Source organism: Streptomyces chromofuscus (assembly GCF_015160875.1).
Classification (GTDB): Bacteria; Actinomycetota; Actinomycetes; order Streptomycetales; family Streptomycetaceae; genus Streptomyces; species Streptomyces chromofuscus.
Genome location: NZ_CP063374.1, coordinates 6241508 through 6263989 on the forward strand (window position 1 = coordinate 6241508; position 22482 = coordinate 6263989).

At 70.0% G+C, this 22482-nt stretch carries 16 protein-coding genes and 1 pseudogene; 9 read left to right on the plus strand and 8 right to left on the minus strand.

Annotation, left to right across the window (positions count from 1 at the left end):
- Positions 1 to 79: 79 nt before the first annotated feature.
- Positions 80 to 412: a UBP-type zinc finger domain-containing protein gene (locus IPT68_RS28135; protein WP_189698754.1), complete on the plus strand. Its 333-nt coding sequence runs from the start codon at positions 80 to 82 to the stop codon at positions 410 to 412.
- A 47-nt stretch (positions 413 to 459) separates the two neighbouring features.
- On the opposite strand, the gene IPT68_RS28140 is transcribed toward IPT68_RS28135, so the two are convergent.
- Positions 460 to 1032 (minus strand): DUF4383 domain-containing protein, encoded by a 573-nt coding sequence (locus tag IPT68_RS28140; RefSeq protein ID WP_189698649.1) that lies wholly within the window; start codon positions 1030 to 1032, stop codon positions 460 to 462.
- Between the two features lie 229 nt (positions 1033 to 1261).
- Between IPT68_RS28140 and IPT68_RS28145 the strand changes: the two genes are divergently transcribed.
- Positions 1262 to 2476, plus strand: coding sequence for a MerR family transcriptional regulator (locus IPT68_RS28145; protein ID WP_228039959.1), 1215 nt, complete (start codon positions 1262 to 1264; stop codon positions 2474 to 2476).
- 41 nt (positions 2477 to 2517) lie between these two features.
- Here IPT68_RS28145 and IPT68_RS28150 read toward each other — a convergent pair whose 3' ends face one another.
- The 6 genes from IPT68_RS28150 to IPT68_RS28175 all read right to left on the minus strand — a co-directional run bounded on the left by IPT68_RS28150 (position 2518) and on the right by IPT68_RS28175 (position 7772).
- Entirely contained in the window at positions 2518 to 3129 is a 612-nt protein-coding gene (locus tag IPT68_RS28150; protein WP_189698650.1) for a sigma-70 family RNA polymerase sigma factor, read from the minus strand.
- 247 nt (positions 3130 to 3376) lie between these two features.
- The gene (locus IPT68_RS28155; protein WP_189698651.1) at positions 3377 to 4108 is read right to left on the minus strand and encodes an anti-sigma factor; all 732 of its coding nucleotides are present in this window, start codon (positions 4106 to 4108) and stop codon (positions 3377 to 3379) included.
- A 69-nt stretch (positions 4109 to 4177) separates the two neighbouring features.
- Positions 4178 to 4882 (minus strand): class F sortase, encoded by a 705-nt coding sequence (locus IPT68_RS34325; protein WP_228039962.1) that lies wholly within the window; start codon positions 4880 to 4882, stop codon positions 4178 to 4180.
- A gap of 129 nt (positions 4883 to 5011) precedes the next feature.
- The gene (locus tag IPT68_RS28165; protein ID WP_189698652.1) at positions 5012 to 5845 is read right to left on the minus strand and encodes a DUF4397 domain-containing protein; all 834 of its coding nucleotides are present in this window, start codon (positions 5843 to 5845) and stop codon (positions 5012 to 5014) included.
- A gap of 135 nt (positions 5846 to 5980) precedes the next feature.
- Complete coding sequence (locus IPT68_RS28170) at positions 5981 to 7510, minus strand: helix-turn-helix domain-containing protein (protein WP_189698653.1); 1530 nt, start codon at positions 7508 to 7510, stop codon at positions 5981 to 5983.
- A gap of 64 nt (positions 7511 to 7574) precedes the next feature.
- Entirely contained in the window at positions 7575 to 7772 is a 198-nt protein-coding gene (locus tag IPT68_RS28175; RefSeq protein WP_189698654.1) for a DUF4236 domain-containing protein, read from the minus strand.
- A gap of 525 nt (positions 7773 to 8297) precedes the next feature.
- On the opposite strand from IPT68_RS28175, the gene acnA reads away from it, so the two are divergent.
- Both acnA and IPT68_RS34330 read left to right on the plus strand, forming a co-directional pair.
- Complete coding sequence (gene acnA / locus IPT68_RS28180) at positions 8298 to 11015, plus strand: aconitate hydratase AcnA (RefSeq protein WP_308438777.1); 2718 nt, start codon at positions 8298 to 8300, stop codon at positions 11013 to 11015.
- Between the two features lie 122 nt (positions 11016 to 11137).
- Positions 11138 to 11528, plus strand: a pseudogene (locus IPT68_RS34330) (ATP-binding protein); the annotation flags it as partial.
- 620 nt (positions 11529 to 12148) lie between these two features.
- Here the strand turns inward: IPT68_RS34330 and IPT68_RS28185 are convergent.
- Entirely contained in the window at positions 12149 to 15970 is a 3822-nt protein-coding gene (locus IPT68_RS28185; RefSeq protein ID WP_189698656.1) for a GH92 family glycosyl hydrolase, read from the minus strand.
- Positions 15971 to 16353: 383 nt separating this feature from the next.
- Here IPT68_RS28185 and ngcE point away from each other — a divergent pair, with 383 nt between their 5' ends.
- From ngcE to IPT68_RS28210, 5 genes are all read left to right on the plus strand, one after another.
- On the plus strand, positions 16354 to 17808 hold the full coding sequence (gene ngcE, locus IPT68_RS28190) for an N-acetylglucosamine/diacetylchitobiose ABC transporter substrate-binding protein (RefSeq protein ID WP_189698657.1): 1455 nt from the start codon (positions 16354 to 16356) through the stop codon (positions 17806 to 17808).
- A 108-nt stretch (positions 17809 to 17916) separates the two neighbouring features.
- On the plus strand, positions 17917 to 18846 hold the full coding sequence (locus tag IPT68_RS28195; protein WP_189698658.1) for a carbohydrate ABC transporter permease: 930 nt from the start codon (positions 17917 to 17919) through the stop codon (positions 18844 to 18846).
- Between the two features lie 15 nt (positions 18847 to 18861).
- A complete protein-coding gene (locus tag IPT68_RS28200) occupies positions 18862 to 19785 on the plus strand; it encodes a carbohydrate ABC transporter permease (RefSeq protein WP_189698659.1) in 924 nt (307 codons plus the stop codon).
- A 191-nt stretch (positions 19786 to 19976) separates the two neighbouring features.
- Entirely contained in the window at positions 19977 to 21188 is a 1212-nt protein-coding gene (locus IPT68_RS28205; protein ID WP_189698660.1) for an ROK family transcriptional regulator, read from the plus strand.
- A 132-nt stretch (positions 21189 to 21320) separates the two neighbouring features.
- Complete coding sequence (locus IPT68_RS28210; RefSeq protein WP_189698757.1) at positions 21321 to 22427, plus strand: sugar ABC transporter substrate-binding protein; 1107 nt, start codon at positions 21321 to 21323, stop codon at positions 22425 to 22427.
- Positions 22428 to 22482 lie beyond the last annotated feature (55 nt).

Consider the following 22482-nt stretch of genomic DNA (forward strand, 5'->3'; position numbering starts at 1 on the left):
GCCCCTCAGGTCGCGGCCGGCGGCCGGGCCCGGAGCGGGGCGAACCCGACGTGAAGGGAGACACCCCGTGCGTACGTGGATGGTGCGACCCGACGGGGGCAGGCCGGACGGCCGCGGCTGCGCCCACACCGAGACGCCGGACCCGGCGGCCGTGCCGCACCGCGACGTGTGCCGGGAGTGCGCGGCACGCGGACGGCGCTGGGTCCGTCTGCGGCTGTGCCTGTCGTGCGGCCACGTGGGCTGCTGCGACAGTTCGCCCGGCGGCCACGCCGACGCCCACCACCGGGCCACCGGACACCCCGTGATGTGCTCCGCGGAGCCGGGCGAGGAGTGGGCGTGGTGTTACGTCGACGAGGTCTACCTGGAGCCGCGCGACGCGGAGGGTCACGAGGGCGGTCCCGTGCCACGGTGACGGGACGCGCGCACGGCGCCCGGCCGGAAGTACGGGCGGCTCCGGCATCACGCACGCCGGTGCGCCGGCGGGTCGGCCGGGGTGGTCCGGGTCCCGGGACTCGCCGCGAGTTCGGCCTGACGGGCCCGGCGACGGGCGGCAAGGGACTCGCGGGCCGCCTCGCGGGGGTGGCGGCGGCGCCAGTACGGGTTGTCGTGCGGCAGCCTGCTCGACACGCGTCCGTACATGCCGAAGGTCAGGATGAGCAGCGCCATCACGAAGGTGAAGACGACGTTGGTCATGCCGAAGTCGAGGATGTTGCCGGACCGGTCCAGGACGACCAGGTGGGCGAATCCGCTGATCAGGAACAGCGTGCCGACGACCATGTTGAGCGTCGAGGCGACGTTGCCGCCGACGACGGCGCCGCAGATCAGGACGAGTCCCACCACGACCGAGATCAGACTCAGCAGGCCGTTGGTGCTCAGGCCGGCGATCCGGGTCCCGTCCGTGTCGAACGGGCTGAGCCGGTCCGCGAAGCCCAGACAGCCGAAGACCAGCAGGATCACGCCGCACAGTCCGGCGCCGTAGCGGTAGACCGTGGCCAGTCGGTGGTCCACGGGAAGCTCGTCGCGAAGCCTCATGACCCATCCTCTCGGTGTGTTCCGGCCCTCCGCGGCGAGGTGGAGCCTCGACCGCTTCTGTTCCTCCTTTCCGTGAAGGGGTGCGGGACGGTTGCGCTCCGGGCCGCACCGCCGCCCGCACGGGGTCCTCCTCCGTGCCCCCGCATCCGCGGCACGTCCAGGAGGCGAAGAGTCGTGTGCCCACCGCCCGGGCACGTGCGTACCACCGCGAACAGGACGACCCCGTGCCATGACCCGACCCCCCGCCGACGCCACGGCGCCCGCCCCCGGCCCGCCCGACGTGGGCGTGACGACCGGCTTCCTCGCCCGCAAGCTCGGCGTCTCCCCGACGACCCTGCGCTCCTGGGACCGCCGCTACGGCCTGGGACCGGCCACCCGGGCCGAGGGGCGGCACCGCCGCTGGACCCCGGACGACGTCGCCATGGTGCGGGAGATGTGCCGGCTGACGGCGGCGGGCGTCCCGCCCGCGGAAGCGGCCCGTGCCGCGCGGGAACACTTCGCGCGGCGCGCTGCGGCGAAACCCCTGGCCGACGGCTCGCCCGCCGCGGTCGACCACCCCGCCGACACCTCTCAGGCATGGGCGGAACCCTCCGCCGACACCTTTCAGGCCGGGTCAGAACCCCCCGCCGACAGCTCTCCGTCCCGGGCGGAACCCTCCGCCGACATCTCGCCCGCAACCCCGCGGCCGGCGCCCGAAGGCGGCGAGCCACCGTCCGCCCCCGTCGCCCCGCGCCCGGCGAGGGGCGCGCACTCGGGCAGCGGTCTGCCGCTCGGCGACGTCCGCCGGGAGGGCCGGGGCCTCGCCCGCGCCGCCGTGCGGATGGACTCCGTGGCCGTGCAGGAGCAGATCACCGCCGCCATCGCGACGTACGGTCTGATCGACGCATGGGAGACCGTGCTGACACCCACCCTGCGCGCGGTCGGCCGCAAATGGGAGTCGTCGGACGACCGCTACGTGGAGGTCGAGCACCTGCTGTCCTGGCACATCTCGGCGACGCTGCGCCACGGTTACGTCGGCTCGGTGCTGCGGCACCGGGCGGTGGACGCCCGCCCGGTGCTGCTGGCGTGCCTGCCCGGCGAGCAGCACACCCTGCCCCTGGAGGCGCTCGGCGCCGCGCTCGCGGAGCACGGCCTGCCGGTGCTGATGCTGGGCGCCGCCGTGCCGGCCGAGGCCCTGCTCGCCGCCGTGCGGCGCACCGGTCCGGGGACCGTGGCCCTGTGGTCGCAGTCCCGGTCCACCGCCGACTGGCCGCTGGCGCGCCACGTCGCGGCGACGTGGTGGGGCGTCCGGGGCGCCCGTACCCGCAGTCGCGTGCTGCTCAGCGGGCCCGGCTGGGGGGTCCGCACCGCCGCGGGCCTGCTGCGTCCGCGCGGACTGCGCGAGGCCGTCGCCCTGTCACTGCCGTCGGCCGGCGCACCCGAGACATCGGACCCCCAGGCCTGACGCCACCGCGCTCCTCGCGCCATGGAGTCCCACGGGCCTCGCTACGCGACCTCGGCGTCCCGCAGGCACAGGCTCAGTCGCTGCAGTCCGCGTCGGGTGTGACTCTTCACGGTGCCGAGCGGCCAGCCGGTCACCTGGGATATCTGCGTCTGGGTGAGGTCGTCGTAGAAGGCGAGGCTGAGCACCCGGCGCTGGGCCTCCGTCAGCGTGGCCATGGCCTGCCGTACGACGACCCGGTCGAGCACGAGCTGTGGTTCGGAGGTCCGGCGCCGGTCCTCCAGCAGCAACAGGGACCCGGCGGTGGCCGCGAGTTCCCCGCGTCGCGTCCGCGCGGACAGGGCGTCGGCCACCTTGCGGCGGGTGATGCCCACCAGCCAGGCGGACAGCACCCCGCGCGCCGGATCGAAGCCCTTCCGGCCGCGCCAGGCGGCGAGGAAGACGTTCTGGGTGACGTCCTCGGCCTCCCCGGCGTCACCGAGCGAGCGGCGGGCGATCGTGTAGACCAGCGCCCCCCAGGCGCGGTAGACGTCGGCCAGGGCGCTCTCGTCCCCGGCGGCGAAGCGGGCTGCCAACTCCCGGGCCGCTGGGGACCGGGGGTCCCGCGGCGCCGGCGGGGCGGTGGGCTCGGTGCGGACTGTCTGCCGTGCGGTCATGGCGACCACTCCCGGGGACGAACGGAGGGCGTCCGCGCGGTGTGCGGACTCGGCGGCCGCGGGGGCGGCGCCGTCCCCCTCACCGTCACCCGAATCGATGCACCGAAACAACTTGCATCGTCGTTGCATCGTTTCTTGGCAGGCGGCAGGCGGCAGGCGGCGGGCGGCGGGCGGCGGGCGGCGGGCAGCGCGCCGCGCGCCGCGTGCGGTGTGCGGCGTGCGGCGTGCGGTGTACGCGAGCGGTGTCTCAACCGGTGTGGGGACCACGCACGAGGCTGTCCCCCGAGTGCTCCGGATCGCCGTTGTAGGGCTGGACGGAGACGTCCACCAACGAGTACTCGCCGAGGTCGACGTTCTCCGGAACGGGGAGCGCGGCGTGGCCGTCGGGGCCGAGGACGCCGAGCGAGACGAGCTTGCTGTGCGTGCGGTCCATGAGCCAGACCTCGAAGTAGCCCGAGGTGCGAGGCAGACCGGTGACCGTCACGTCGAGGGTGCGGTGACCGCCGCCGTCGGTGAGCCGGGCGTAGCCGGCCGACCCGGGCCGCAGTGAGTCCAGCCGCTCACCGGCGGCGGACGGGGCACTGGACGAGCCGTTGGACGAGCCCTCCTGGGCGGCCCACCAGGTGATGCCGCCGCCGGCGGCGGCCCCGAGCAGCGCGGCGCACGCGGCGAGCACCACCGTCAAGCGCCTGGACCGCGTCGGCTTCGGCGCGCGGGGGAGCGGCCCTGGTGCCCTCGTGGCGCCGAAGGACCGGGAGGCGAGGCCGAGTTCGCCGGCGACGGCGTCCCACAGACCGGCCGGTGGCTCGTCGAGGTCCTCGTCCTGGCCCATGGGCGCCCTGGCGGCCGACACCACCCGGCGCAGGGCGTTCAGCTCCCGGCCGCAGCGAGCACACGTGCGCACGTGCTCGGCGGCCGCGGGCGGCGCGGGTTCGCCCAGGGCCATGGCGGCCAGCGTCTCCTCGTCCGTGTGTTCCACCGTCCACCTCCGACCGGGAGCCTTCCCGGCTCGTCACCGGGCCGGGTCTCCCCATCCGCCCCGACGCCGTCACTTCGACGCCGGCACCGCGGTGACGACCAGGTTGTTCCGGTATCCACCGTCGTCCGGCAGGAAGGGGCCGGTGCACGTGATCAGGGTCAGGGCCGCGGACCCGTCCCTGCGGAACGCCCCCGACTCCGCCAGGTCCTCCTTGGGGAGGGTGCGCCGTGAGACCACGCGAAAGGCGACGCTGCCGCCGTCCGACCGCTCCACGAGGACGCGGTCGCCCCGCCGCACGTCCGCCAGCGCCACGAGGACGCCCAGGCCGCCCCGGTCGGAGTCGACGTGGCCGACGATCACCGCGGACCCGGCGGACGCGCCCGGTGGGGGCGAGAAGCGGTACCAGCCCACCCGTCGCGGATCCTCGGGAACCCGCACCTGCCCGTCGCCGGTCACGCCCACCGGGTCGACCGGCGCCCGGACACCGAGCCGGGGCAACGACAGGGACAGCGGCTCGGCGATCGGCGCGGAGGCCGACGCGGCCGCGGCGCCCGCGTCGTCGCGCACCGGCGTGTCCGGCGTCCGCCCCGGTGTCCCGCTCGGCGTCTTCGGCGCGGTAGGTGCACCGTTGCGCGGCGTGGCGCCGAAGTCCTCGGCGGACGAACGCGGTTGGCCCGACCAGGCGTCGATCAGCAGCGCGGCGGCGGCCACGAGCCCCACGACGGCCGCGGCCAGGACCGCGAGCAGGGCTCGCCGTGACCAGGCCCTGTCCATGAGCGACTTCCCTTCACCCGTGAGCACGGGGGAGCGTGCCGCCGCCGTGGAAGCGGCGGCGGCACACGCTCCGTGGTCCTCCGGGGGCACACGCTCCGTGGTCCTCCGGCGGCACACGCTCCCTGGTTCTCAGCGGGACGAGGCACGCAGCCGGAACACCACTCCGGCGACACCCAGGGCGGACAGCGCGCCGAGGGAGAGCGCGCCGAGCGGCAGGCGCTCATTGTGTGCAGCGGCCTGTCCGCTCTCGCCGGCGGGGACGCCCTTCGGCGCCGAGTGCATACCGGTCACCGTCTGCGTCTTGAGCGCCAGGTTCTCGTCCTGGGCGCTGCCCCAGGCGTAGACGATGGTGTTGGTGCCCTCGGCCAGGTCCAGATCGGCCGGACCGAGCGCGACCGTGTCCGTGCCGGCCAGGACCACGTCCGCGGACACCGTGCCGGCGGACACCTCGCCCTTGGCCTCCTTCGGATTGACCAGGTCCTCGAAGACCGGCGTGCCGTCGGCCCGGACGTCGACCGCCGGTGCGGCGGCGACGTGCCGCACGGTCAGCCGGGCCTGCCCGGCCGGCACCTCGGAGGTGTCGTTGACGTACGCGTGCAACGCGGGCTCGCCGTCGGCCGTCAGATGGGCGACCAGGGTGGCGTCGGCCCCCGCGGGCACGTCCACGGTCTTCTGGATGGCGGGGGTGCCGTCCGGCCCCTGACCGTCCTGGAAGATCCTGATGTCGTAGGAACCCGCGTCCAGCTTCATCGGGTCGGTCAGCGTTCCCGGTTCGAAGTCCGGGATCAGCTCCTTGTCTCCGGCGTAGACGTCCACTGTCAGGCCGGGCACGCCGTGCAGCACCGACACCGTGGCCTGCTCGTCCGCGGCCCGCGGCTGAGCGAGTGCGGAAGAGCCGGCGGTGACGGAGAGGACGGCAACGGCACCGGCGGCCAGCGCGGCGCCCGCGACTCGTGCGGTCATGGCAATCTTCCCTTCGGCTTCGAGGTGGTCTCGAAATCTCGGGAAGCATTCCGGCGCCGGTGAGGCCTTGGTTTCACCAGGGCCCGACCAATCGTGAAGCCGCCGGGCGGCGGGCGGGCAGGGGCGGTCCGGGGGTCAGATGTCCCGGAAGATCTCGATCTGCGCCCCGATCGAGTTGAGCCGCTCGGCCAGGTCCTCGTAGCCCCGGTTGATGACGTACACGTTCCGCAGCACGGACGTCCCCTCCGCCGCCATCATGGCCAGCAGGACTACCACGGCGGGGCGCAGGGCGGGCGGGCACATCATCTCGGCGGCGCGCCAGCGGGTCGGGCCCTCGACGAGGACGCGGTGCGGGTCCAGGAGCTGGAGCCGGCCGCCGAGGCGGTTGAGGTCCGTCAGGTAGATCGCGCGGTTGTCGTACACCCAGTCGTGGATGAGGGTCTTGCCCTGGGCGACCGCCGCGATCGCCGCGAAGAACGGGACGTTGTCGATGTTCAGGCCGGGGAACGGCATCGGGTGAATCTTGTCGATCGGCGCCTCCAGCTTGGAGGGCCGGACCGTGAGGTCCACCAGCCGCGTACGGCCGTTGTCGGCGACGTACTCGGGCGTGCGGTCGTGGTCGAGGCCCATCTCCTCCAGGACCGCGAGCTCGATCTCCAGGAACTCGATCGGCACCCGACGCACCGTCAGCTCCGACTCGGTGACGACGGCGGCGGCGACCAGGCTCATCGCCTCGACCGGGTCCTCGGAGGGGGAGTAGTCCACGTCGACGTCGATGGTCGGCATGCCATGCACGGTGAGCGTGGTGGTGCCGATGCCCTCGACCTTGACGCCCAGCGCCTCCAGGAAGAAGCAGAGGTCCTGGACCATGTAGTTGGAGGAGGCGTTGCGGATGACGGTCACACCGTCGTGGCGGGCGGCGGCGAGCAGCGCGTTCTCGGTCACCGTGTCGCCGCGCTCGGTCAGCACGATCGGCCGGTCGGGCCGCACCGACTGGTCGACGAGGGCGTGGTACTGACCCTCCGTCGCCGTGATGTCCAGCCCGAACCGGCGCAGCGCGATCATGTGCGGCTCGATGGTCCGCGTGCCCAGGTCGCAGCCGCCGGCGTACGGCAGCTTGAAGCGGTCCATGCGGTGCAGCAGCGGGCCGAGGAACATGATGATGGAGCGGGTGCGGCGGGCCGCCTCGGCGTCGATGGAGGCCAGGTCCAGATCGGCCGGCGGCACGATCTCCAGGTCCACGCCGTCGTTGATCCAGCGGGTGCGGACGCCGATGGACCCGAGCACCTCCAGCAGGCGGTACACCTCTTCGATGCGGGCGACCCGACGCAGCACCGTGCGCCCCTTGTTGAGCAGCGTGGCGCACAGCAGTGCCACGCACGCGTTCTTGCTCGTCTTCACATCGATGGCCCCGGACAGCCGGCGCCCGCCGACCACCCTCAGGTGCATCGGGCCCGCGTAGCCCAGAGAGACGATCTCACTGTCGAGAGCCTCACCGATTCGAGCGATCATCTCAAGGCTGATGTTCTGATTGCCGCGCTCGATGCGATTGACGGCGCTCTGGCTGGTTCCGAGCGCCTCGGCAAGCTGGGACTGCGTCCAACCCCGGTGCTGCCGGGCGTCACGGATGAGCTTGCCGATGCGTACGAGGTAGTCGTCTGCCATGGGGTTGAGGTTATCTCAGATATGAGATGACGCTTCTTGAGGGGGCCGTTCGGGTGACGGTTCGTCAACGGCGGCGCGCGGAACGGGTTCGACGCCACCCGAAAGGACCGGGCAAATCCACCGATGTCGTACGACGTCCGGTGCTGCTGTGCGTGTGGCGCGGCCCGTGCTTGCCGCCCGTCGTGATGGACCAGGAGTGTCGATTGATGTTCAGTCGGACCCCGGGCAGGATCTGGAAGCTTTTACGGAACGTGAGTGGCATGAGCGCCTCCTTCCAGTACGTCGCCGGCCTTCCCGGCTCACCTTCGCTTACCCCGACTTCGCGTACTGATGGCCGAAGAGGGGTGTCTCGTCGAAGAGAGGGGCCGCAGTCGAAGGGCGAAGGGGGTGCCACCCCTCGACCGCGGAAGAGGGTGCCGCGGTCGAAGGGGGAGGGGTTCCGCGGTCGCGGAGGGGAGGGGTGCCGCGTTCGAAGGGTGAGGGGGTGCCGCGGTCGAAGGCGGAAGAGGGTGCCGCGGTCGAAGGCCGACGCGGATGTCGCTGTCGATGACCGCGCGGCGTGCCGGGGTCGGGCGAAAGGGATCGCCCTGAGTCCGGGCATGACCATCCAGCCCTCATGTACTAGAGTTATCTCGACATCGAGATATCTGCCGAGGCGCACCGCGGCCGCACGCCCTCACCGGTCTGGCAGTAAGGGTTACCTAACTTAGCCTTACCTTAGCGGATCGGCCGAAACGGCGTGGCGGCAGGATGCGGTGGTACGCGCACATGAATGAAGGAGACTGTCGTGTCGGCGAACAGCTTCGACGCCCGCAGCACGCTGCAGGTGGGCGACGAGTCGTACGAGATCTTCCGCCTGGACAAGGTGGAGGGCTCGGCCCGGCTCCCCTACAGCCTTAAGGTCCTGCTGGAGAACCTGCTCCGCACCGAGGACGGCGCGAACATCACCGCCGACCACATCCGCGCCCTCGGCAACTGGGACTCCCAGGCCCAGCCGTCCCAGGAGATCCAGTTCACGCCGGCCCGCGTGATCATGCAGGACTTCACCGGTGTGCCCTGTGTCGTCGACCTCGCCACCATGCGCGAGGCCGTCAAGGAACTCGGCGGCGACCCGGCCAGGATCAACCCGCTGGCCCCGGCCGAGCTGGTCATCGACCACTCCGTCATCGCCGACAAGTTCGGCACCAACGACGCCTTCAAGGTGAACGTCGACCTGGAGTACGGCCGCAACAAGGAGCGCTACCAGTTCCTGCGCTGGGGCCAGACCGCCTTCGACGAGTTCAAGGTCGTCCCGCCCGGCACCGGCATCGTCCACCAGGTGAACATCGAGCACCTGGCCCGCGTCGTCATGGTCCGCGACGGCAAGGCCTACCCCGACACCCTGGTCGGCACCGACTCGCACACCACGATGGTCAACGGCCTCGGCGTTCTCGGCTGGGGCGTCGGCGGCATCGAGGCCGAGGCCGCGATGCTCGGCCAGCCGGTCTCCATGCTCATCCCGCGCGTCGTCGGCTTCAAGCTGACCGGCGAGCTGCCCACCGGCACCACCGCCACCGACCTCGTGCTCACGATCACCGAGATGCTGCGCAAGCACGGCGTCGTCGGCAAGTTCGTCGAGTTCTACGGCGAGGGCGTGGCCGCCACCTCGCTGGCCAACCGCGCCACCATCGGCAACATGTCGCCGGAGTTCGGCTCCACCGCCGCGATCTTCCCGATCGACGACGAGACCCTGAACTACCTCAAGCTCACCGGCCGCTCCGAGCAGCAGGTCGCGCTCGTCGAGGCGTACGCCAAGGAGCAGGGCCTGTGGCTGGACCCGGCCGCCGAGCCGGACTTCTCCGAGAAGCTGGAGCTGGACCTCTCCACGGTCGTCCCCTCCATCGCCGGCCCGAAGCGCCCGCAGGACCGCATCGTCCTCGCCAACGCCGCCGAGCAGTTCAAGCAGGACGTGCGCAACTACGTGGACAGCGTGGACGAGGCGGGCGTCGAGTCCTTCCCGGCCTCCGACGCCCCGGCCGTCGCGCCCAACGGCGCCCCGTCCAACCCGGTCCCGGTCACCGCCCCCGACGGCACGACCTACGAGCTCGACCACGGTGCCGTGACGGTCGCGGCCATCACCTCCTGCACCAACACCTCCAACCCGTACGTCATGGTCGCCGCCGCGCTGGTGGCCAAGAAGGCGGTCGAGAAGGGCCTGACCCGCAAGCCGTGGGTCAAGACCACCCTCGCGCCGGGTTCGAAGGTCGTCACCGACTACTTCGAGAAGGCGGGCCTGACCCCGTACCTCGACAAGGTCGGCTTCAACCTCGTCGGCTACGGCTGCACCACCTGCATCGGCAACTCCGGCCCGCTGCCGGAAGAGGTCTCCAAGGCCGTCAACGACCACGACCTCGCCGTCACCTCGGTCCTCTCCGGCAACCGGAACTTCGAGGGCCGCATCAACCCCGACGTCAAGATGAACTACCTGGCGTCCCCGCCGCTGGTCGTCGCGTACGCCATCGCGGGCTCCATGAAGGTGGACATCACCCGGGACGCCCTCGGCACCGACACCGACGGCAAGCCGGTCTTCCTCAAGGACATCTGGCCCTCCGAGGCCGAGGTCAACGACGTCGTCGCGGGCGCCATCGGCGAGGACATGTTCGCCAAGTCCTACAGCGACGTCTTCGCGGGCGACGCCCAGTGGCAGGCGCTGCCGATCCCGACCGGCAACACCTTCGAGTGGGACCCGGAGTCGACCTACGTCCGCAAGCCCCCGTACTTCGAGGGCATGCAGATGGAGCCGGCCCCCGTCCAGGACATCTCCGGCGCCCGCGTGCTGGCCAAGCTGGGCGACTCGGTCACCACCGACCACATCTCCCCGGCCGGCGCGATCAAGGCCGACACCCCGGCGGGCAAGTACCTCACGGAGCACGGCGTCCAGCGCGCCGACTTCAACTCCTACGGCTCGCGCCGCGGCAACCACGAGGTCATGATCCGCGGCACGTTCGCCAACATCCGCCTGCGCAACCAGATCGCGCCGGGCACCGAGGGCGGCTACACCCGCGACTTCACGCAGGAGGGCGGCCCGGTCTCCTTCATCTACGACGCCTCGCAGAACTACCAGGCCGCCGGCATCCCGCTGGTCGTCCTGGCGGGCAAGGAGTACGGCTCCGGCTCGTCCCGCGACTGGGCGGCCAAGGGCACGGCCCTGCTCGGCGTCAAGGCCGTCATCGCCGAGTCGTACGAGCGCATCCACCGCTCGAACCTCATCGGCATGGGCGTCCTGCCGCTGCAGTTCCCGGAGGGCCAGTCCGCCTCGTCCCTCGGCCTGACCGGCGAGGAGTCCTTCTCCATCAGCGGCGTCACCGAGCTGAACGACGGCACCACGCCGCGCACGGTGAAGGTCACCACCGACACGGGCGTCGAGTTCGACGCGGTCGTCCGCATCGACACCCCCGGTGAGGCCGACTACTACCGCAACGGCGGCATCATGCAGTACGTGCTGCGCAGCCTGATCCGCAAGTAAAGGATTCGGCAGGGCGGTTGGGCCGCATCCCCGGTCGACGGGGGTGCGGCCCTTCGCCGTGCCGCCGCCAGGACATCGCCCCGCCCAGCCGGAACACGGCCCTCCCTCAGCGAACGGGCACACGTCTGCGTCAGGTGGTGGCCGACCTGCTGGCCAACGCGCGTGTGCACACACCCGTGGGCACCACGGTCGTGGCGATCGTGACCTCCCGGCCCACGCACTGCACCGTCGGCGTCCACGACGACGGCCCCGGCATCCCCGCCCGACCGTCTCCCCGTCGTCTTCGAACGCTTCACCCGGACCCGACCCCTCCCGCACCCGGGCCACCGGCAGCACGGGCGGCTCGGGCCTGGGCCCGGCCATCGCCGCGGCGATCACGACGGCACACGGCGGGCGGATCGACCTCGGCAGCGAGCGGGGCGGACGGAGTTCACGGTGACGTTGCCGGTGGTGGGGCAGGAGGCGAAGGAGCGGCTGCGTGAGCACCTGCTGACGACCCCGCACCTCGGCTGAGGCGGGGCGGCGGGGGCGGACCCGGTGGTCGTTGAGCCGACGTCCACCGGGTCCGCGGGCCGGGCCGGCCAGGTGGCGGGGGAGCGGCCTGCCCGGACGGCGAGCGGCGTGTGAGGCACCAGGTCGGTGCGACAACGTTGTCCTCCGGTCCCAGGACCTGACTCTACCGCCCCAACGGGACGTCAAGTCAATGCAGTTGGGGGAACAGACGGAGGCCGGGTGCCGGCGGGCCCGGTCGGCGTGGTCGGGCGCCGGAGTCGTCCCCCTGAACGGCCTCCGAGCGCCCCCTGACGACGAGACGCCCGGCCCCGGATCGCGGCGGACGCGAACTCCGGGACCGGGCGCTGGCTTTCGCCCCGTCGGCGTGGTCGGGCGCCGGAGTCGTCCCCCTGAACGGCCTCCGAGCGCCCCCTGACGACGAGACGCCCGGCCCCGGATCGCGGCGGACGCGAACTCCGGGACCGGGCGCGGGCTTTCGCCCCGTCGGCGTGGTCGGGCGCCGGAGTCGTCCCCCTGAACGGCCTCCGAACGCCCCCTGACGACGAGACGCCCGGCCCCGGATCGCGACGGACGCGAACTCCGGGACCGGGCGCGGGCTTTCGCCCCGTCGGCCCTACCGGTTACCGGCCGAGCAGCTCCACCTCCGAGAGCGTCGCCTCACCGCCACTGACGACCAGGCGGTACTTCACGTACGCACCGGCCCGCGTCACGGTGAACGCCCGCGTCTGCCGGTCCCAGCGGAAGGACTCACCCGCGCGCTCGTCCAGCGTCCGCCAGCTCGTGCCGTCCGCCGACCCCTGGAGCTTCCACCCCGTCGGGGCGTTCGCACGGTCCGAGGACGTCAGCGTGTACTGCACCGCCTTCGCCCGCCCGGACACCGGCAGCTCCACCGACGTCACACCGGCGGCCGTCGCCGACGTGTTGTCGAAGAGCGCGCCCGTGCCCGTGATCAGGTCCGTCCGCGGCGCCGGCACCTCGTCGTCCTTGGTGATCGAGACCGGCGCCGCGTCCTCGCCCGTGCCCCACGTCGACGGCCGCGGGCCCATGTCGAACTCCAGCACCCCGCCCTTCGCGAGCAGCGAGTGCGGCAGCGAGGTCGACGTCCAGCTGCGGCCGTTGACCTTCAGGCCCTGCACGTAGACGTTCTTCGCGCTGTTCTTCGGTGCCCGGACGACCAGGTCCTCGCCGTTCTCCAGATGCACCGTGGCCTTGGTGAACAGCGGTGAGCCGACGGCGTATTCGCCGCTGCCCATCACCAGCGGGTAGAAGCCGAGGGCGGAGAACAAGAACCAGGCCGACTGCTCGCCGTTGTCCTCGTCACCGTGGTACCCCTGGCCGATCTCACTGCCGGTGTAGAGGCGGGACAGCACCTCACGCACCTTCTCCTGCGCCTTCCAGGGCCGGCCGGCCGCGTCGTACATGTAGATCGCGTGGTGGGCGACCTGGTTGGAGTGGCCGTACATGCCCATCCGGACGTCCCGCGCCTCCGTCATCTCGTGGATGACTCCGCCGTACGAGCCGACGAACTCGGGCGAGGCCGTCTCGGGCGTCGCGAAGTACTCGTCCAGCTTCTCGGCGAGCCCGCTCCGGCCGCCGTACAGGTTGGCGAGGCCCCGGCTGTCCTGCGGGGCGGTGAAGGCGTAGCCCCAGCCGTTGGTCTCGGTGTAGTCGTGGCCCCACACGCGCGGGTCGTACTTCGAGGACTCCACCCGCCACTTGCCCTGCGCGTCGCGGCCCTGGAAGAAGCCGGCCTCGGAGTCGAAGAGGTTCACGTACTTCCGGGCGCGGTCGAGGAAGTACTCCGACTCCTCCTTGTAGCGCTTCTCACCGGTCTTCTCGAACAGCGCCTTGCCCATCCGCGCGATGCCGTAGTCGTTGAGGTAGCCCTCCAGCGCCCACGACAGGCCCTCGTGCGTGTCGGTGCTGGTGTAGCCGAGGAACGGCGACGTCGCCATGCCCTTGCGGCCCACGCCCGACGACGGCGGCACGACGGTGGCGTTCTTCACCGCCGCGTCGTACGCCGCCTTCTCGTCGAAGTCGACGCCCTTCACGTACGCGTCCGCGAAGGCGACGTCCGAGGAGGTGCCGGTCATCAGGTCCGCGTACCCGGGCGAGGACCAGCGCGAGGTCCAGCCGCCGTCCTTGTACTGCTGCACGAAGCCGTCGACCATCTCGCCCGCCTGGCCGGGCGTCAGCAGCGAGTACGCCGGCCAGGTCGTCCGGTAGGTGTCCCAGAAGCCGTTGTTGACGTACACCTTGCCGTCGACGATCTTCGCGCCGGTGTGGGTCGGGGTGTCCTGCCCGGTCATCGGGGAGAAGGGGGAGGCGTACTGGTACTTCTCGCCGACCTTCTCGAAGCCGGAGTTCGGGTACAGGTACAGCCGGTAGAGGCTGGAGTACAGCGTGGTCAGCTGGTCCGGCGTGGCGCCCTCGACCTCGACCTTGCCGAGCAGCCGGTCCCACAGCTTCTGGGCCTTCGCCCGGACCGTCTCGAAGGAGGTGCCCTCCGGGATCTCCTGGCGCAGGTTGTCCTTGGCCTGCTCGACGCTGATGAGCGAGGTCGCCAGGCGCAGTGTCACGGTGCGGTCGGCGCCCGCGTCGAAGCGCAGGTAGCCCTTCACACCGCTCGCCGAGCCCTCCTTCACCGGCTTGTCGAACGTGCCGTAGACGAACAGCCGGGTGGCGCCGGTCGACAGGCCGGACTTCACGTCCGAGTAGCCGGTCACCGTGCCGGTCGCCTGGTCGAGGGTCAGCCCCGCCTGGTCGGTCACGTTGTCGAACAGGACGCTCGCGTCGTCACCGGGGTAGGTGAACCGGAGCATCGCCGCGTGGTCCGTCGGGGTCATCTCGGCCTTCAGGCCGTTCTCGAAGCGCACCCCGTAGTAGTGCGGCCGCGCGACCTCGTTGTCGTGCTTGAAGGCCAGGGCCCGCGCCGTGCGCCCGATGTCCGGGGTCCCGGCGGCGGCGGACGGCATCACCTGGAAGGTCTGCCGGTCGCCCATCCAGGGGCTCGGCTCGTGGCTCGCGCTGAACGCCTGGATCGTCGGCAGGTTGTCCGCGTTGTTGGCGCGGGCGTAGTCGTACAGCCAGCTGAGCGAGCCCGCGTTGGTGACCGGCGTCCAGAAGTTGAAACCGTGCGGCACGGCGGTCGCGGGGAAGTTGTTGCCGCGCGAGAAGCCGCCGCTGGAGTTGGTGCCGCGCGTGGTGACCGCGTAGTCCGACAGGTGCGCCTTCGGCTTCTCGGGCGCCTTCACGGTCAGGGCCACGTCGTCCACCCAGCCGCGGAACTTCGCCGGGCCGGCGGGGGAGTCGTACGCCACCAGGATCCGGTCGACGGTCTTGCCGGCCGCCACCGAGCCGATGCGGGAGACGACGTTGTTCCACTGGTTGACGTACAGCACCTTGGCCTCGCCCTGCCCGCGCGGGGAGAGCCCGAAGCCGTGCTGGTCGGTCGCCCCCAGTTCGCTCAGGTGCGTGCCGTCGGTGAAGGCCAGGTCGACGGAGACGTTCGTCGCGTCGTAGTCCCGGTCGCCGTCCGCCATCGAGGGGAAGATGCGGTACGACAGCTCGGTGTCCCTGCCGACGGCCACGTCCACGTCGAAGACCTTGTTGTACGAGTACGCCCGGCCCTCCGCGGTGTGCCGACCGGCGTAGCGCAGCGCCCGCTTGCCGGTGAAGCCGGCGCCCGCCTTCGCGGTGGGCGAGCCGCTCGGGCCGCGGTCGACCAGCGACAGCATGTCCTGCGGGACCGGTTCGTCGCTGCCGCCCGTGGAGAACTGAACGTCCGCCAGCTGCAGGATGCCGCCGCCGTTGTTCCTGGTGATGTCCAGCCGGTAGTGCCGGAACTCGGCGGCCGCGGTCTCCGGGATGTCGTACAGCTTTGTCTGGAAACGCTCGGTGAAGCCCTCACCGGTGCGGCTGTCGAGGGTCTTCCAGTCCTTGCCGTCGGTGGAGCCCTGCAGGGTCCAGTCCACCGGATCGCGTTCGGCGTGGTCGTTGGCCGAAGTCAGGGCGTAGCGGGCGAGTTTCACCGGTGCGTCCAGGTCGAACTCGGCCCAGCCCGTGGGCGTGAAGGTCAGCCACTTGGTGCTCGGCTCGCCGTCGACGAGGTTCTCCTTCACCTCGCCGGCACCGCTGTTCTCGCCGTTGGCCCGTACGTCGGTGACGTGGTCGGTCACATTGCCCGGAATGCCGCTGCTGTACCCGCCGTCCACGCCGGCGGCGCGCTTGCTGCCGTCCGGCGCGGTGTCGACGGTGTTCAGCCAGTCCGGTGCCGGCTCCCCTGTCTCGAACGAGGACGTGAACTCCCGTTCGGCGGCCGCCGGTGCGGCGGGCAGGGCGACCGCCACGCCCTGCGAGCCCACGGCCAAAGCGAAGGCGGTCGCCGTCACGACCGCCGACCCCCATCTGTGCCGCACCCTGTACGGAACTCTGTACTGCATGCGCGAGCACCCTCCCTGCGCTGGACAACGTTGTCACCTCGCTGCGCAAGCACCAGTAGGGGCTGAAGTGGGCAGGGCTGTCAAGGGGGTTGGCTGTGGTGTCCGGGGGGAATGTGGTGGATTTTTCCGCCAAGGAACACGTGGACGGCACATATTTCCGCGAGGTCTCAACTCGGAAAAGACCGACGGCCAACCTTGCATTCGATCTTGCTCCGTTGGCGGGAAGTGGACTATACCTGTCGGCGATCCCGCACCCATTCGTACCGGGCAACCGATCATTCTCGTACCACCTGTACTTCCTGCACGACCCAGCGTGACCCGACCGCGGTGCCGGGGAGGATCCGGTTCACCGCCTGAGTCCTGGAGAAGGCGAGGACTTGAGCATGGGATCCACTTCAGCCGAGAACGCCGGGAACAACGGTTCCGAAGGCGTCGGCCGCCGCGCACTGATCAAACGCTCCGCCGCGCTCGGCCTGGTCTCCGTACCCGCGATGAGCTTCCTGTCCGCGTGCGCCAGCGGCGGCGGGGACGAGGACACGTCCGGCGACACCCAGGGCAAGACGTCGAAGGACAACCCCTTCGGCGTCAAGGACGGCAGCAAGCTCGACGTCGTCATCTTCAAGGGTGGTTACGGCGACGACTACGCCAAGGCGTGGGAGGCCGCGTTCCAGAAGAAATGGGGCGTCACCTCCACGCACACCGGCACCCAGGAGATCACCGGCAAACTGCAGCCCCGTTTCAACGCGGGCAACCCGCCGGACATCGTGGACAATTCCGGTGCTCAGAAGATCAAGATCGATGTGCTGTACAAGAACGGCCAGCTGCTCGATCTCGCCGAGGTGCTGGACGCGCCGAGCGTGGACGACCCTACGAAGAAGGTCCGCGACACCGTCATTCCCGGCACGCTCGACCCGGGTCTTCAGGGCGGCAAGGTCGTCGCCCTCAACTACATCTACACGGTGTGGGGCCTTTGGTACTCCGGGAAGCTTTTCCAGGAGAAGGGCTGGGAGGAGCCGAAGACCTGGGACGACTTCCTCGCCATCTGCAAGGACGCCAAGTCCCAGGGCATCGGCGGTCTCGCCCACCAGGGCAAGTACCCGTACTACATCAATGTCGCCATCATGGACCTGATCGCCAAGAAGGGCGGTCTGGACGCCATGAAGGCGATCGACAACCTGGACCCGAAGGCGTTCGTCGGTTCCGACGCGGCACAGGCCGCCGTCGAGGCCATTTACGACGTCGTCGAGAAGGGTTATCTGATGCCCGGCACGAACGGGCTGACCCACACCGAGTCGCAGACCCGGTGGAACCAGTACAAGGCCGCTTTCATCACCAGCGGTTCCTGGCTGGAGAACGAGCAGCTGAAGCAGACGCCGTCCGACTTCGACATGAAGTTCCTGCCCATGCCGGTGCTGCCGGACAGCGTCATGCCGTTCGAGGCGATCCGGGCCGGCTCGGGAGAGCCGTTCATCATCCCGGCCAAGGCGAAGAACCTGCCGGCGGCCAAGGAGTTCATGCGGATGATGCTGTCGCGGGAGTGGTCGACGCTGTTCGCCAAGGAGGCGAACTCGCTGACCATCCTCCAGGACGGCGTCGACCCCAGCGTCCAGCTGCGGCCCGGCACGCAGTCCACGGTCGAGGCGTCCAAGGCGGCGGGGGACAACACGTTCCGGTTCCTGTACACCGAGTGGTACAGCGAGATGGACACCGCGATCCAGAACGCGTCCAACGAGCTGATGGCGCAGCGCATTCAGCCCAAGGAATGGCTGAAGCGGGCGCAGGCCGCGGTGAACCAGGCGGCGAAGGATCCCGCGTCCAAGAACAACCGTCGGGAATAGTGGCCGGGAGCGCCGTGGGGGTGCGGTGGACTGCGCAGTGCGGGCCGTCTGTGGCGTGCCGCGCGGTTCCCCGCGCCCCTTTGGGTCGGGACAGCAGGGGCAGGTTTCATGCGCAAGGGGCAGTACCGGTTCGTCGCGGGGTTTCTCTTCGTTCCCGTGGCGCTTTATCTGATCTTTGTGATCTGGCCGTACATCCAGACGTTCGGGTACTCCCTGACCGACTGGAAGGGGCAGTCGCAGACCTTCGACTTCGTCGGGCTGGACAACTACAAGGCGTTGCTCCAGGACGACATCTTCATGGGCGCCATCTGGCACAACATCCTGTTCCTGGTCTTCATCCCGGTGATCACCATTCTGCTCGCGCTGTTCTTCGCCTTCATGCTGAACGCGGGCGGACGCAGCCGGGCCGGCGGGGTCTCGGGTGTGGCCGGGTCCAAGTTCTACAAGGTGGTGTACTTCTTCCCGCAGGTGCTTTCGCTGGCGATTCTCGCGGTGCTGTTCGGCGCCGTGTACCGCAGTGACAGCGGTGGCATGCTCAACGGGTTCCTGGTGCAACTGGGACTGGTCGACGCGAACGATCCCGTCGTGTGGCTCAACGAACCCGATTTCGTGCTGTGGGCGCTGATCGTCGTCGTGGTCTGGCACGGCGTCGGGTTCTACCTGGTGCTGTTCTCCGCCGCGATGCAGTCCATTCCGCGCGACATCTACGAGGCCGCGCTCATCGACGGAGCCGGGCGGGCCCAGTCCTTCTTCCGCATCACCCTGCCGCTGCTGTGGGACTCCGTGCAGACCGCGTGGGTCTACCTCGGTATCGCGGCGATGGACATGTTCATCCTGGTGTCCACCATGACCTCTGGCGAGTTCGGCGGCGGACCGGACCATGCCAGCGAGGTCATGTCGACGGTGATGATGCGCAACTTCCTCTACTACGGGAAGAGCGGCTACGCCTGCGCCATGGGCGTGGTCATGCTGCTCCTCACCCTGATCCTGTCCGTGGTCATGCTGCGCGCCACCCGCCGCGAGCGCGTCGAGTTCTGAGCGGGAGAGACGACGATGAGCGCACCCATCAAGGAGACCGCCCCCGCCCCCGCCGAGGGGCCCGTCCACCGGCCCCCGGTCCGCTCCGGCGAGCGCAGGGGCGAGGGCGTGGCGCTGAACGCGTTCTCGCACGGGTTCCTCGCCCTGTGGGCCCTGATGATCGTCCTGCCACTGCTGTGGCTGGTCCTCAGCTCCTTCAAGACCGACGCGCAGATCGCGGGCTCGGCCTTCGGCTGGCCGCAGAACTGGTCCTTCGACGTGTTCACGCGCGCCTGGCAGAAGGGCATCGGCGACTACTTCCTCAACACGGTCGTCGTGCTCGCCTTCTCCGTGCCGCTGACCATGCTGTTCGGCTCGATGGCCGCCTACGTGCTGGCGCGCTACCGGTTCTGGGGGAACCGGCTGCTGTACTACTTCTTCGTGGCCGGCGCGATGTTCCCGGTGTTCCTGGCCCTGGTCCCGCTGTTCTTCATGGTGAAACGGCTGGACATGCTGAACACCTACCAGGGACTGATCCTGGTGTACGTCGCCTACTCGATGCCGTTCACGGTGTTCTTCATGCACGCCTTCTTCCGGACGCTGCCCACGGCGGTGTTCGAAGCGGCGATCCTCGACGGGGCTTCGCACACCCGGACCTTCTTCCAGGTCATGCTGCCGATGGCCAAGCCCGGCCTGATCAGCGTGGGGATCTTCAACACGCTCGGGCAGTGGAACCAGTTCATCCTGCCGACGGTCCTGATGCAGCCGCAGACCGGTGACGACCCCGAGCGGTACGTCCTCACCCAGGGACTGATCCAGCTCCAGCAGCAGCAGGGCTACGCCTCCGACCTGCCCGTGCTCTTCGCGGGCGTGACCATCGCGATGATCCCCATGCTGGTCGTGTACCTGTCCTTCCAGCGCCAGGTGCAGGCGGGGCTGACCTCGGCGACCTTGAAGTAACGGGAGCAGCATTCCGTAACCGATCGCACGCACACCGCTTCCGCCGCAGGAAGCGGTGTGCGTGCCGTGCGCGCGGCCTCCGAAAGTGTTCAACCTCTTGACGGGAGGCACCCCGTACGGCTCAGCTTAGAGTTCACTAGTTGGACATAGACGGGGCCTCATTGAAGCGGTCCCGCGCGCAGGAGGTCGTCGTGGAGACTCCGGGGTCGCAGTCGTCACTGCACCGAGCCAACCTGGAACGGGTGGTCCGAGCCGTACGGCTGGCCGGATCCCTGACCCAGGCGGAGATCGCGAGGACGACGGGTCTGTCCGCGGCGACGGTCTCCAACATCGTCCGCGAGCTCAAGGACGGCGGAACGGTCGAGGTCACACCCACGTCGTCGGGTGGCCGCAGGGCCCGCAGCGTCTCGCTCAGCGGTGACGCCGGCATCGTCATCGGCGTCGACTTCGGCCACGCCCACCTGCGCGTCGCGGTCGGCAACCTCGCCCACCAGGTGCTCGCCGAGGAGTCCGAGCCGCTGGATGTCGACGCCTCCGCCGCGCAGGGCTTCGACCGGGCGGAAGAGCTGGTCGACCGGCTGATCGCGGCGACCGGCGTGGACCGGTCCAAGATCGCCGGAGTGGGCCTCGGCGTACCCGGTCCGATCGACGTGGAGTCCGGCACCCTGGGCTCGACGGCCATCCTGCCCGGCTGGAGCGGCGCCCGGCCCGCCGAGGAGCTGCGGGGGCGGCTCGGCGTACCGGTGCACGTGGACAACGACGCCAACCTGGGAGCCCTCGGCGAGCTGGTCTGGGGCAGTGGCAAGGGTGTGCGGGACCTGGCGTACATCAAGGTCGCCAGCGGGGTCGGCGCGGGCCTGGTGATCGATGGGAAGATCTACCGGGGCCCCGGCGGGACGGCGGGAGAAATCGGGCATATTACACTCGATGAATCCGGCCCCGTCTGCCGTTGCGGAAACCGGGGCTGTCTGGAGACCTTCGCGGCCGCCCGCTATGTGCTCCCGCTGCTTCAGTCCAGCCACGGCAGTGACCTGACCATGGAGGGCGTCGTTCGGCTGGCGCGGGACGGTGACCCGGGCTGTCGTCGGGTGATCGCCGACGTCGGCCGTCACATCGGCAGTGGAGTCGCCAACCTGTGCAACCTGCTGAACCCGACCCGCGTGGTCCTGGGCGGTGATCTCGCCGAGGCCGGTGAGCTGGTGCTCGGGCCGATCAGGGAGTCCGTCGGCCGCTACGCCATCCCCAGCGCCGCGCGCCAACTGTCCGTGCTTCCAGGGGCACTTGGCGGCCGTGCGGAGGTGCTCGGAGCGCTCGCGCTCGCCCTCAGCGAGATGGGTGATTCGACCCTTTTGGATGGAAGTGTCACCGGCGCGCTTCCGGCCGCAGCACCTGCCTTCACTTAGAGAACGGATGGCACCGTTGCCAACCCGTTAAGGATTTACTTCTTGACGTCGCACGTGCGGCCGAGTTGACTTCCAGCCACCTCGGCCGCAACGACGCGGCCTCGTCAGGGAGGTTATGAAGTGAACACGCGTATGCGTCGTGCCGCCGTTGCCATCGCCGCCGGTGCGATGGCCGTCTCGCTCGCCGCCTGTGGCAGCGCTGAGGAAGCGGGTGGCGACAAGGACGCCACCAGCAAGCCCGCCGCCAAGGGCGACAACATCAAGGTCGGCCTGCTCCTGCCGGAGAACAAGACCGCGCGCTACGAGAAGTTCGACCGGCCGCTGATCGAGAAGAAGATCAAGGAGCTGACGAACGGCAAGGCGGAGATCCAGTACAACAACGCCCGCCAGGACGCCAACCTTCAGGCGCAGCAGGTCGACACGATGATCACCAACAAGGTGGACGTGCTGATCCTGGACGCCGTGGACGCCAAGGCGATCAAGAACTCGGTGCAGAAGGCCGCGGACGCCGGCATCAAGGTGGTCGCCTACGACCGCCTCGCCGAGGGCCCGATCAGCGCCTACACCTCCTTCGACAACGAAGAGGTCGGCCGCACCCAGGGCGAGGCCCTCCTCGAGGCCCTGGGCGCCAAGGCCAAGGACAGCCAGATCGTCATGATGAACGGCTCGATCACCGACCCGAACGCCGCCCAGTTCAAGAAGGGCGCGCACTCCGTCCTCGACGGCAAGGTGAAGATCGGCAAGGAGTACGACACCAAGGAGTGGTCGCCGGACAACGCCAACGCCAACATGGAGGCGGCGATCACGGCGCTCGGCAAGAACAAGATCGCCGGTGTGTACTCCGCCAACGACGGCATGGCGGGCGGCATCATCACCGCCCTGAAGGCCGCGGGCATCGCCGACATCCCGGTCACCGGCCAGGACGCCGAGCTCGCCGCCGTGCAGCGCATCATCACCGACCAGCAGTTCATGAGCGTCTACAAGTCCTACCCGCAGGAGGCCGAGGTCGCTGCCGAGATGGCGGTCGCCCTGGCCAAGGGCGAGGACCTGGGCGCCATCGCCAAGGACAAGGTCTCCAGCGGCAGCGCCAAGGACATCCCGTCGGTCCTGGTCCCGGTCATCTCCCTGACCAAGGAGAACATCAACGACACCGTGATCAAGGACGGCATCTACACCGCCGACGAGATCTGCGCCGGTAACTACAAGTCCGCCTGCACCAAGCTCGGCATCGGCGGCTGACACGGATTCCGTCCCACCGCAAGTGCGGGAACTCCACACCGAGTTCCCGTACGGG